Raw genomic sequence first — 12,974 nt, 5'->3', positions numbered from 1 at the left:
TTAGACTTTTATTTCCGAGAAGCCTGAATAGGTTTCTCGAAATTTTTTATGCTACTGTATTCTTTAAGCGATACTTTACCGGACTTAGCCAATTCAACTTCTCTTTTATTCGTTTTTCATTGTAATAGAGTATATATTGAGTAAGTGCTGTTTCTAATTCCTTGTAGCTATGAAATGTTTTTCCATAATACATTTCTTGCTTCAAAATTGAAAAGAAGTTGGGTTATAGGACATTTTGAGTTGGTAATTTAATCCCATAGATAGTTAGGATATGGATCTGAGAAATGAAAATCACTCCATACAATAGCATCGCCCCAGGTTGGAATAGAATCTTCTAATTTTTCTCTGGAATTCATGGTATCATATAGTTTAGAAATACTTTTGTTGGTCGGCATAACCTCGAGTATTTCAGCGGGTGAAAGCGGTTTCGGTGAGTGCATGTAGCACCACCAGAAAACCGCTTTTATTCGCCTTTCAATATTCATTCCTCTATGGTTACGAAGCATAGCTCTTAATTGAGCATTTATGTCACCTTCAATACGGTTATTAGTAGATGGACAGTTAAAGTCTAATGTATCATCTAGGTAGGTAAATAAGGTACCAGATTTAATTAATACAAGAAGTGATTGCTCTGCTTTTAAAAGTCTTTCATGTTTTAACCTAGGTTTTCCATACTCGTCATAAGATACTTCGTCTAAAAAGGCTTTATGCTTAATTTTCCAGTCTGTTAAACTTCTAATCCAATGTAATGCTGCAGTCGTAGAATTTACCTTAAATAAATCATTTGAAAGCCCATATAGCTCTGCACCGGCAATTGTTTTAGGACGAGTTGTTGTATACCTTTTTACTTGTTGAAAAGCATGAAAAATACATCTTTGAAGTTTGGCCTTTGGCCAAACTTTTTTTAATGCCTTCCGAAAGCCGGGACCACCATCAGATACAACGACCGTGGGCGTAGCAATACGGCTCATCAAAGCCCCCCAAGCCCTCGCTCGCTCAGCTCTGCATACATACCAACCTAATACATGCTTTTCATCACAGCAGATTAATATACAGGCTTTCCTTCCTAGGTGAATACCATCAATGAATACAATCGAGCTTTGAGTTTCAATTTTAGGTGGTAAAGGCCAAAGTTCCCAAAATTTAGCTGTTTTTCTGCGAAAATTACGACCGGCACCGGGCATATCTTTTTGTACATTTTTACTGAACAACCATTGAAGAAAAAGGCGAAAATCCGAGTTTGTATGATCATAAGGCTTAGTAAAAACTTGATGACATTCTTTACAACGCCATCGCTGCCTACCTATTCGAGTTTTTCCATACTTTATACAGTCAAAACCACAATAAGGACATCTAATTTTTTTCATAAAGTAATACCTCCTAAAAAATATATTATCTAGAAAGATATAACCTTATTTAACCCTTATATAGCAAGGGGTTTCAGACTTTTTACCAACTCATTTTGTCCACCCTTTAAAATCTAATAAAAAATTTAAAAGGGGCTGTAACGAAATTGAGTTTTTTAACTCACATTTCAGTTACAGCTCCCTTTTCAATTAAAACAAGGATATTTCCAAAATCAACAATTCTGAAAATATCCTTGTTTTTTTGTTTTTTAGCGCACTTAAATAAGCCTTTAGCTTTTGGCTTTTAATTACGCAGCAGAATTAGTTTCGAACAACCGTTGACCTAATCGCTTCTTCTGTATTCGGTTATGCAGCTTCAGTAAATTGTATCCAAAAGCTAATAGTAATAAATCTTTTTCTACGTTAACTTTGCCTCGGTGCCTGAACCTGGTGTATTCAAAATCTTCTTTTGTTATGCCAAAAGCACCTTCCACCTGAATAGAACGGTTTACTCGAAGTTGTAAGCCATAGTCACTATCAAATACAGCCTTGTTTTTGGCTAATAATTCGCGGTAATCAGTAGCAATATATATCGTCTTATTCCCCTTAGGAAGTTTTCCGAACTTAAGTTTTTGGCATTCCTTACGTAAGCCACAATAATTGCAGTTTTCACACCGGTATACTCGGTTTTGCTTAATGAAACCGGTCTTACTTTTGTTTCTGCGTATGTATTGGAATCGTAATGTACGGCCTTTGGCACAAGTAAATGTATCGGTCGCCTCATCATATACCATGTTATCCGCTCGACCAATATCTTTCTTATACTTTTTCGTTTTACTCAATTCATATGTACTTGGTTTAATACAAGTTTTGTAATCATGAGCCCATAACCATGCCAGATTTTCGTTGCTGTCATAACCGGCATCAGCTACCACATATTGAAAGTGTTGTTTGTATTGTCCTTCTAATTGTTGCATAAATGGAATTAAGGTGTTCGTATCTGTAGGATTTGGAAATACGCCAACGCCCATAATATATTCACTATGAACAGCTAGTTGAACATTGTAGGCCGGTTTTAATTGGCCGTTTAACATATGATCTTCTTTTAGTCGCATAAACGTAGCATCATGATCAGTTTTAGAGTAACTGTTGCGAGAGCCTAGAATAGCTAACTTTTCATCATATTCATTTCGCTTGTCACGCAAGGCTAAACAGGATTCAAAAGCTCTTTGCAATGGATGTTTTCGTTTACCGGTACCGTGTACAAACTCAATTTGCTTTTCGCGTATGGATTGCTCCAGCAAAACCAATAGTTCATCTTCAGTCATATCTGAGACGTCTATGTCCAAAAGATTTTGTATTTCATATTGAAGAACTAACAATTTATCCGGTAACTTAGCATAGTGCTTAAGAATTGCCTTTTTCCACACAAAGGTGTATTTATTTGCATAGGCTTCCCATTTAGTTCCGTCGATGAATACTTCAGAAAAATCTAAGCTGTCAAATTCACTTAATGCTTGAATAAATTGAGATAACAAATCTCTAAGTACATCAACAGTTAAGCGTTGAAAGAATCGATGAAATACCATATGAGACGGAGTCGGATAGCCCTGTAAGAGCCACATGTAATGGATATTTTTAGTGCATTGCTCAGCAATTTTGCGAACAGATACAATGCCTTCGGTCATAGCTAACACATAGACTTTAAACAAAAGATGGGGAGGTACTAAAGATTTTCTTCCTTTTGAAGAATATAAATGCTGCAACCTTGTATAGTCCAGTTCCTCCAATACAGCATCCAGTAATCTCACCGGTTCTTTTGGTCCGATCTGAAAGCCATAATCCAATGATAAAACTACTTGGCGAAAGCCAGAAAGTTTAGTATAATTGCCTTGTTGGATATGGTTTCTGTTCATAAATTAATTATACCAACAAAGAAGGCCCTTCGGGGCCTTTTTTCTTATACAAATATAGCAAGAATGCGGCTTGAAGACACTTTCGTATCTTCAAACCGCATTCTTGTTTTTAGGGGTGTATTTCGTTACAGCCCCTAAAAACCAACTCAAAATGTCCTATAGGCCAAGAAGTTTTCCATAGGCGAATTGTCATAGCAATTTCCTTTTCTGGACATACTCTGGAAGATATTATTATTCTTTAAGAGCCTTTGATATTCTTTCATTTGATACGCCCAGCCTTGATCAGAGTGAAATGTTCGTCTATATTTAGCATCCTCTGTTATTTTAATAGCTTTTCTTTGTGCCATTAAAATACCAGATGCTGAAGGTGCCGGTGAAATACTGAAACTTAGTATTTCAAGATTATATAGGTCCATAAATGGATCTAAATACAATTTTCTTGTTATTAATTCTCCATCAGCTCCCACCTCATAATACTTGAATTCAGTTGTATCTGTTGTGATTTTTTGATGGGGGTATATACATTCAAATTTACGGTGAATTCGATTGGGAGCAACCGTACCTTTTTTGCCTTTGTAGGAGTTGTATTTTCTGCTTTTGCGAGAATATGTAGTAATTTGAAGTTTAAACTTTTTAATGATACGCTGCAGTTTCTTTTTATTAATTACTATCCCTTTAAGTTTTAATAAGGGTAATAACCGTCTATATCCATAATTGGGATTGGTTTTTCGAATCTCTTCAATTTCTATTTTTATTGCTAAATCTGGATCTTCACGAGTGAACCTCTTTTGCCAATACATATAAGTAGCCTTAGGAAAATTTAATGCCGCAAGAATCTCCTTTAATGTGAACTCTCTTCGGAGGCCGTTGATGATTCTTGCGATTTTTTCATTTCTCGAGCTTCCTCGAGTCGCAGCCTCCTCAGTTCTTTTAAATAGGCATTCTCTATTTGAGCATAGCGCAATTGTTTTTCCAGTTCTAAAATTCGTTGTTGCTCAGGTGTTAATTTAGATAGTTCTTTTTGACTAATACGTATAGGTTTCTTAGGCTTGGATTGCTTAGTCTCAGATTTCTTCATAGTGGGTGGCCGTCCTTTAGGTCGTTCAACAAAGGCATTTACACCATCTTTTATATACTCTGATTTCCATCGAGCAATTAATGTTGGATTATTAATTCCGTACTGTAAAGCTATTTGTTGATAAGATAAGATACTTGTTAAGTACAACTCTACCACAGATTGCTTAAACTCAGAAGTATATTTAGTCTTAGATTTTCTTTCTTTAAGTCCTTCCACACCAAATGCTTGATAATTTTTTATCCATCTTTTGACCTGAGAATATGATTTGACTCCATATTTTTTTGCTAGAGTTCTGCCACCGCCTTCTCCATTTAAATATGCTGTAACAACTTTTAGCTTAAATTTAAAACTATATTTTGACATGAAAAAACCGACCTCCTTAAAATTAGATTTTTAGGTCTAACTTTAAGGGGGCGGTTCACAACACTACACCCTTAATTCGTTTTGTGCTACCGTTCTGATGGCTTTTAGCCAATTCAGACACTACTACATACATACCCTTTGTCTTGCTCCATACTACCTTGAATACCTTATTCATACTCTGTAACTCCTTTACCTACCCACACACAACCCTAATTACTAGTTTGTAGCGATATTTTTCAAAAAATTATTCCCAAAAATTAATATAAAATTACATCGCTTCCTAACTATTTCGGATGATTGGCTCCCACAAATCATCCATAATTCGTTAATAATCTTTCCCTTAAAAATAAAAAAATACCATTTATTTGATTATCAACATATATTTATCACATCTTGTGTTGATATATGTCAGTTAATCCTATTATTTATATATAAATAAATATTCAATTACTACCATCCCCTTTCAAAATACTTTCATGAGATATATAACCCTATTTAACCAATCGATTATTATTTATCTCATTTAACTTTCCCTAAATTTATACTATACACATCTTAATTCTATATTCATTTTATCACCTTTCATTTTCATATTCAACTACAAAAGACTAAATTTTTCACCGTCAACTTTATTTTTTATTTTGTTATAATTTTTATAAACTCAAAACATCTAAAATGTACGATAACAATAGGTTTAAACGGCAATTTATTAATGATATATTTTATTTTTATATTCAAAATTACACATTACATAAATTTTTATCAGTCTTCTACAAAGAGACAGTCAATATTTTATCAATTAGAACGATGTATATTCTTGAGATAAAAATTCATTTTTCATCTTAAATCCATAAAACCCTTATAAATTAAACTTTAATATTATATAATTATTGTGATGTCTTGTCATACTAAACCTCAGCCATCAAATATTACTTCTCAAGTACATATTTATCGATAAACAACCCCGTTTTCACACTACCATAATCTATTGAATATAAAGTTTTATGTATTTTTATACTCACTTTTGAGAATTTTTATAATTATCACTATCCGTGTCGACATCACATTTTCATAATCAATTCATTTTTAGCAACTATTAGTTTTATAATCGATATAATATCAGTTAAAATTCATAAATCGAAGTTTTTATATATAGCATAATTCAAAACAAATCATAACCACCCGTAGAACGGGTGGTTTGCTCTGACCCTATAAGGGTCTTTCTCTAGTGGTTGCCCTCTAAAGAGGGCTTTGAGTAATCTGACAACCACTCTATTACCACTGGCTGCCCCCTACTCGGGGGCTTTTATTTTTGCCTACTTTACCTGCTCACCCGTGAACGGGTCCATATATTCTTTTAAATTTAACGTATCTTGAGCTATATCTTCTTGTAATTGATTGCGAATATACTCCTTTATCGCTCCTTCGTATCTGCCTACCGTATCCACATAATATCCTCTACACCAAAAATGTCGATTCCCATACTTATATTTTAAATTAGCATGTTTATCGAATATCATGAGGCTACTTTTACTCTTTAAATACCCCATAAAACTTGATACACTTAAATGTGGAGGTATAGTAACGAGCATATGTATATGATCGGGGCAGCACTCCGCCTCTATAATCTCCACATTCTTTCTTGTACATAAATCTCTTAATATTTTCCCTATATCAACTTTTATTCGCCCATATATAACTTGTCGTCTATACTTAGGTGCAAAGACAATATGGTATTTACATCTCCATTTACTATGTGATAAGCTTTTTACGTCATTCATTGACATTGAACCTCCTAAGTTGAAATGTTGTGGTTGCCAGACCAACTTCATTGTATCATTAGGAGGTTCTTTCCTTTTCTATAAGAATTTTTTACCAACCCCCAGTTTAACTGGGGGTTTTGTCATGCCTATTCGGCGTACAACAAAAAAAGACGCTGTTTTATAACAGCGTCTTACTAATTAACAATATATAATTATTAAAATTTTTTCTGATTTTTGCAAAAATTTTTATATTTGAAATATAAAATTAGTCGTTATGAGAAGTTAAGAACTCAGCTAATTTTTCAACAGCTTCAGCTTCATCAGGACCATCAGCTTTTAACACTACTTCAGAACCTTTAGTAGCGCCCAAAGTTAATACAGTCAAAATAGATTTAGCATCAGCTTGTTTTTCACCGGAAGAAATCGTAATCTTCGAAGAAAATTTAGCGGCCAGTTGCGTAAAAAGCGTGGCAGGGCGCGCATGTAAACCGGATTCATTGGTAATAACTACTACTTTTTCAGTCATATCGGATACCTTCCTTCAGTAAAATCAACAAGGGACAGTAATAGGTTTCTTCCCTTATATCTTAATATAAATTTTGCCATTATAGCAATGTTTTTATTTTTATAAGCCTTTTTCAGCCAAAATCGATTTGGCGTAAGCCACAATTTCGGAAGCGGTACTCATAGTCAGTGCTTTTTCTGCAACGGCTTTACATTCTTCAACAGTTACGGAACGAACAATGTTCTTAACTACCGGAATCGCCGAGGCACTCATACTGAATTCATCGAGGCCAAGTCCCAAAAGAATCATAGTCGCCACCGGATCACCGGCCATTTCACCACACATACCGGTAATCTGTTTCGCCTCATGACTGGCTTCGATCGTATGTTTAATGAGGCGCAATACGGCCGGATGCAACGGCTGATATAAGTGACCGATATTTTCATTCATACGATCCACCGCTAAGGTGTACTGGCATAAATCATTGGTGCCGATACTGAAAAAATCCACATGCGGCGTGAATAATTCGGCCGCTGCAGCCACCGCCGGGATTTCAACCATAATACCGATTTGAATATCTTCATTAAAGGCGATACCTTCAGCTCGCAGTTCTTCTTTAGCCGTTTCCACAACCGCATTAGCGGCTTTAATTTCTTCTACCGAGGCAATCATCGGATACATAATCTGAGCATCGCCAAACGCACTGGCACGCAAAATTGCGCGCAATTGTGTTTTAAAAATATCCGTCCGATCTAAACTGATACGAATGGCACGATAGCCGAGGAATGGATTCATTTCTTTCGGCAACTGTAAGCATTTAAGTTCCTTGTCACCGCCGATATCCATAGTACGAATAATAACCGGACGCCCACCAAGGCGTTCAACCGCTTTTTTATACGCTTCAAACTGCATCTCTTCAGATGGCAGTTCATCGTTTTTCATATATAAGAATTCGGTGCGGAATAAACCGATGCCTTCAGCACCTAAATGGCAGGCATGGGATGCATCTTCCGCCTTGCCTACATTGCCGAAGAGCAAAATTTCTTTGCCGTCTTTGGTTACGGCCGGTAAGGTAGCCGACTCTTTTAATACTTGGAGATGCTCACGATATGCCTTAGCTTCGGCGGTGTATGTTTCAAAATCGGCATCACTCACGTGGAGCAACACTTCACCTTCCGTGCCTTTAACAACCGCTTTTTCACCGTTTTCAAAAACAGAAATGTCCCCTAAGCCCATAACGGCCGGGATTTCCAACGTACGTGCCATAATAGCGGCATGACTGGTCGGGCCACCACTGGCCGTCACCAAACCTTTAACGATATTTTTATCCAACGCCGCCGTATCGGATGGTGTTAAATCTTCGGCCACCAGAATCACTTCACCGGTCAAATGAGCTAAGCCACGCGGGCTCATGCCAAGTAAATTACGCATTAACCGATCGCCAATATCCTTAATATCGGCACCGCGTTCACGCATGTATGGATCTTCCATGGCCAGGAACATATCCGCAAAGGTATTGATTGTCTGTTCGGCAGCAGCTGCGGCCGATTGCAAGCCATCTTTAATCTGCCCTTTAATGCTGTCACTGAGGGTCGGATCTTGCACGATTAAACCATGCGCTTCAAAAATGGCGGCTTCATCCTTCCCCATTGTAGCTCGGGCATGCTCTTCAATGGCTTTCAACTGTTCAATTGTCAACTGAATAGCCGATTCCAAGGCGCTGATTTCAGCCTCCACTTCGGCTGCAGTAATCACACGTTTTTCAATTACAATGGCTTCTTGCTTATACACATACACTGTACCGGTGCCAACACCGCGTGCTCCGGAAATCCCTTTGAGTGTTACCTGCTCCATATCGTTCCTCCGCAATCTTTCTTACACTTTAAAGTTCAATGTCGGTTTCAAACACTTCGGTCGCCGGCCCCGTCATGAATACGGTACCGTCATCAGCATACCGAATATGCAATGTCCCTAAATATACTGCCACGTCGACTTCGCGACCGGTAAAACCATTCTGATGTGCCATAACCACACTACCGCAACAACCGGTGCCGCAAGCAAGGGTTGCGCCCGCACCGCGTTCCCAGGTGCGCACTTTAATATGAGTATCATCCACTACTTCAACAAAGTTAACATTCGTGCCTTGCGGAAATAACGGATGTTTCTCAATCTTAGGACCTAATGTCAAAAGAGGCACCTTCGTTACATCCTCTACAAATACTTCCGTATGAGGTACGCCCATAAGCACAGAGCTCACTTTATATTCCACGCCATCCACCGTAATCGGGAAATTCATAACTTCCGGCAAATCGGTATCCATAGGAATATCTTTGGCGGCAAAACTTGGTTTGCCCATATCAACGGTTACCTGTTCAACCTTGCCGTTTTTGATATGTAATGTCGGTTTCATGATGCCCGCCAACGTTTCAATGGTAAACGTTTCTTTTGTCATAATGCCGTGTTCATACGCATACTTAGCATAACAACGAATTCCGTTACCGCACATTTCTGCTTCACTGCCGTCGGCATTAATAATGCGCATGCGTATATCGGCAATATCCGAAGACACTACCACCATCAAACCGTCTGCACCGATGCCTGTTTGACGATGGCAAAGACGCTTAGCCAGCTCGCTATAATCTTTATTGCCACCGGCAAGCTCCGTAATAATCACGAAATCATTGCCAAGGCCATGCATTTTTGTAACTCTCATAATATATCTCCTATTTTCTGCAATTTTTATGCTTTACTATATTTTTACTATAATATTATATTTTACATAACTACTTTATAGTATCCGGTTAAAAATATTCTTAAATCTCTTCTAAAATTGCCTGTTACCGAAAATCTCTTATTTGAGTTATATTATATCACACTTTGAAGCATGATAATCATATAAAACGCTCATAATCAATCAATAAAAATCACATTGATTCACAATAAATCATATTAGAAAGTCTTATGTCAGAAATCAGAAATTGTAAAAAGTCTATTTTCAATGCCCATTTGGTATTATCATGCATACATTATAACTAATCTGAATAGTGCAGTATTCCAATTCTTTGATTTCTATGCTATACTGACATTATCCTAATCTGACAAACTTTTCTATAGAGTGTACACAATCACAAGGAAATCACCTAGATTAGTCCCCAACTATTATGTAATATGATACCTATATTACAAGGTGCCTTGCCATTGTTTATACTCTTATCATTTTGTAAAAAGGAGGTCCCCCAACAGTCTAACGTTTTGTTTTAACCGAATGTATGCAAACTGTATAAGTTTTTAACTATATTGTTTTTGTACGACACAATTCTTTAAAAGATAGGTTTTCAATACTAAGTAATTTTTTTATCATACGTTATTATTTTAATTTGTAGATATAAGCCTTTTAGGAATTTATTTCATAATATACACGTAAGGCCTTATATAGACGCTAATCTTAATAAAATGCTTAGTATAACTTGTTACTTTAAGTAAGTTACCCTCTGCGTTTAAGCGTGAAAGGATGATTGCACCAATGTTGACAACATTTTTAGCATTACTGCCAATCTTATGGTTAATCGTCGCATTAGCCATTCTTAAAATGCCGGCTTGGAAAGCCTGCGGTATCGCCGCTATCGGCTCTTTTATTCTTGCTATCACTTACTTTGAAAAAGGTGCAGGCGTTATGTTCTCCGGCGCCTTAGAAGGTGTTGCTCTTGCGGTATGGCCTATTTTACTCGTTATTACCGCTGCTATTTTCACTTACAACTTAGTGGTTCATACGAAAGCTATGGAAACCATTAAATTGATGTTATCCTCTGTTACTTCCGATACCCGTATCCTCGCCTTATTATTGGCTTGGGGCTTCGGCGCATTCATGGAAGGTATGGCCGGCTTCGGTACTGCCGTAGCGATTCCGGCGGCTATGATGGTAGCTGTAGGCTTTGACCCGCTCAAATCCATCTTAGCTTGTCTCGTAGCTAACTCCGTACCGACAACTTTCGGTTCCATCGCGATTCCGACAACGACGTTGGCATCCTTAACCAACCTTGATCCGGTTCATCTCGGTACCTTCATTTCCTCGCAATTATTTATTCTTAACGTAATTGCTCCATTCTTCGTTGTTGGTATCATCGGTGGCGGTTTCAAAGCGTTAAAAGGCGTTTTCACCATTACCTTATTATCCGGTTTGGCTTTAGCTGTGCCTGAGTTATTAATCAATGCAGCAGCCGGCCCTGAATTATCTGTAATGGTTTCTTCCGTTATCATCATGGGCGTTATTATCTTAGGTGCTAAATACTTACCTACTAATGACCCTGAATACAAAGTTGAATCTACAGCAACAACATCTGTAAGCGCAAAAGACGGCTTCGTTGCGGCTTTACCATTCATCTTAATCGTAATTCTCTTGATTTTAACTTCCAAATTGGTACCGGCTATTAACGGTCCGCTTTCCACGATTAAAACGGCTGTACCGATTTACCAAGGTCCTGGCGCTAAACCTTACACCTTCATGTGGGTTGCAACCCCTGGTATCATGATTTTCATCGCAGCTTTCATCGGCGGTTCTGTTCAGAAATCCAGCTTTGGTGAAATGTTTGGCGTATTGAGCAAAACATTTGCTAACTTGAAATTCACGTACTTAACCATTATCTCCGTAGTAGTTACTGCTAAATTGATGACTTACTCCGGTATGACTACCGATATTGCAAAAGCTTTAGTAGCTGCTACCGGTTCCTTGTATCCGGCCTTTGCTCCACTCGTTGGTGCGCTTGGTGCCTTCTTGACCGGTTCCGGTACAAATGCGAACGTACTCTTTGGGCCATTGCAGTTGGCAGCTGCTCATGACTTGGCTCCTGAATACAAAGACTTACCACTCTGGTTGGCTGCTATTAACTCCGGTGCAGCCGGTATTGGTAAAATGTTCTCCCCTCAGAGTATCGCCATCGCTATCGGCGCCGTTGCTCCTGCATTAGATGCTTATATCGAAAGCAACAAAGTTGACGCTGCTAAAGCAACTCAGTTACGTGATAGCATTAAAGCCAACGTTATTATGGTGTCCGTATTAAAATACTTCATCATCTTCATCGTGGCCAATGGCGTTATCTCCTACTTCGGTCATAACTTCATTGAACACATTCAGTCTTTCTTGTTGTAATTTACAACTGAATGGATATAACCCGCCTAAGTGTAAAACTTGCGGTTTAGGTTAAAAAATTAGCCCTCGAGTCGTCTCTCTTGAGATGATATGCTCCCTTTTAGGTAGACACAAGAAATAATAAAATCTTGTGTTACTTGAAAGGGAGTATTTTTTATGCCTAGACAGAAAATTTGTGCAGAAGAAAAAATAAAGACCGTAGAAAATATCCTTGAAGGAAAAGAATCTATGTTAACAGCTGCTGAGCGGTTAAGAATTGATTGAACTGCTATTAGAGATTGGATTGTCAGTTATAAAGGCAATGGACCAGATGCATTTACCCATGTAAAAAATAAGCATTATTCTTCTAAAGAGAAAATAGAAGCAGTATTAGCTTATCTAAACGGAGAAGGCTCTTTGAACTCTATAAGCCAAAGATTTGGATTACGGACAAAAACACAACTACGAGATTGGATTAAGCGGTATAATAATCATGAAGAATTGAAAGCATCCGGAATAGGAGGATTTTCTACCATGACTAAAGGCCGAAAAACAACATTCGATGAGCGTGTTGAAATAGTACAGTATTGCATAGCTCATAACCACAATTACGCAGAAACAGCAAATAAATACAATGTTTCATACCAGCAAGCCCGTAATTATACAGTAAAGTATGAATCTAGTGGGCTAGACGCATTACGAGATAACCGCGGGAAAAGAAAAGCACCGGATACTCTTACTGAGGTAGAACGATTACGCGCCGAACTTAAGATAGAACATGCTCGCCGAATGAAGGCTGAAATGGAGGCATCTTTCTTAAAAAAATTAGACGAAATAGAGAGGAGGCGGGGCTAAGCCAAGTAAAATATCTTCATATT

The 12,974-nt window shown here is 37.7% G+C and carries 11 protein-coding genes and 2 pseudogenes; 3 read left to right on the top strand and 10 right to left on the bottom strand.

Annotated features, from left to right (window positions below):
- Positions 1-46: 46 nt before the first annotated feature.
- From CCC71_RS02785 to dapF, 10 genes and pseudogenes are all read right to left on the bottom strand, one after another.
- The gene (locus CCC71_RS02785) at positions 47-208 is read right to left on the bottom strand and encodes an IS3 family transposase (RefSeq protein ID WP_413092555.1); all 162 of its coding nucleotides are present in this window, start codon (positions 206-208) and stop codon (positions 47-49) included.
- Positions 209-248: 40 nt separating this feature from the next.
- On the bottom strand, positions 249-1,367 hold the full coding sequence (locus tag CCC71_RS02780; protein WP_296332827.1) for an IS1249 family transposase: 1,119 nt from the start codon (positions 1,365-1,367) through the stop codon (positions 249-251).
- A 287-nt stretch (positions 1,368-1,654) separates the two neighbouring features.
- A complete protein-coding gene (locus CCC71_RS02775) occupies positions 1,655-3,262 on the bottom strand; it encodes an IS1182 family transposase (protein ID WP_156704349.1) in 1,608 nt (535 codons plus the stop codon).
- Positions 3,263-3,429: 167 nt separating this feature from the next.
- A pseudogene (locus CCC71_RS02770) lies at positions 3,430-4,134 on the bottom strand (IS3 family transposase); the annotation flags it as partial.
- The gene (locus CCC71_RS02765; RefSeq protein ID WP_021840669.1) at positions 4,104-4,703 is read right to left on the bottom strand and encodes a helix-turn-helix domain-containing protein; all 600 of its coding nucleotides are present in this window, start codon (positions 4,701-4,703) and stop codon (positions 4,104-4,106) included. The pseudogene CCC71_RS02770 and the gene CCC71_RS02765, both read right to left, overlap by 31 nt.
- A 55-nt stretch (positions 4,704-4,758) precedes the next feature.
- Entirely contained in the window at positions 4,759-4,878 is a 120-nt protein-coding gene (locus CCC71_RS02760) for an ESPR domain-containing protein (RefSeq protein ID WP_226974313.1), read from the bottom strand.
- Positions 4,879-6,019: 1,141 nt separating this feature from the next.
- Entirely contained in the window at positions 6,020-6,484 is a 465-nt protein-coding gene (tnpA, locus tag CCC71_RS02755; RefSeq protein WP_296333595.1) for an IS200/IS605 family transposase, read from the bottom strand.
- Between the two features lie 247 nt (positions 6,485-6,731).
- Positions 6,732-6,992 (bottom strand): HPr family phosphocarrier protein, encoded by a 261-nt coding sequence (locus CCC71_RS02750; protein WP_021840113.1) that lies wholly within the window; start codon positions 6,990-6,992, stop codon positions 6,732-6,734.
- A gap of 99 nt (positions 6,993-7,091) precedes the next feature.
- A complete protein-coding gene (gene ptsP / locus CCC71_RS02745) occupies positions 7,092-8,825 on the bottom strand; it encodes a phosphoenolpyruvate--protein phosphotransferase (protein WP_295269085.1) in 1,734 nt (577 codons plus the stop codon).
- Between the two features lie 28 nt (positions 8,826-8,853).
- Positions 8,854-9,684: a diaminopimelate epimerase gene (gene dapF, locus CCC71_RS02740; protein WP_021840111.1), complete on the bottom strand. Its 831-nt coding sequence runs from the start codon at positions 9,682-9,684 to the stop codon at positions 8,854-8,856.
- A gap of 810 nt (positions 9,685-10,494) precedes the next feature.
- Here dapF and CCC71_RS02735 point away from each other — a divergent pair.
- The 3 genes and pseudogenes from CCC71_RS02735 (at position 10,495) to CCC71_RS02730 (ending at position 12,951) form a co-directional block, all read left to right on the top strand.
- Positions 10,495-12,117 (top strand): L-lactate permease, encoded by a 1,623-nt coding sequence (locus tag CCC71_RS02735; RefSeq protein WP_021840110.1) that lies wholly within the window; start codon positions 10,495-10,497, stop codon positions 12,115-12,117.
- A 270-nt stretch (positions 12,118-12,387) separates the two neighbouring features.
- Positions 12,388-12,579, top strand: a pseudogene (locus tag CCC71_RS10840) (transposase); the annotation flags it as partial.
- Between the two features lie 51 nt (positions 12,580-12,630).
- Entirely contained in the window at positions 12,631-12,951 is a 321-nt protein-coding gene (locus CCC71_RS02730) for a helix-turn-helix domain-containing protein (protein WP_295243787.1), read from the top strand.
- Positions 12,952-12,974: the final 23 nt, after the last annotated feature.

Origin of the sequence: Veillonella sp. LMAG:90 (assembly GCF_008679445.1) — a bacterium.
Lineage (GTDB): Bacteria > Bacillota > Negativicutes > Veillonellales > Veillonellaceae > Veillonella_A.
This window is presented reverse-complemented; position numbering and strand designations above follow the sequence as displayed.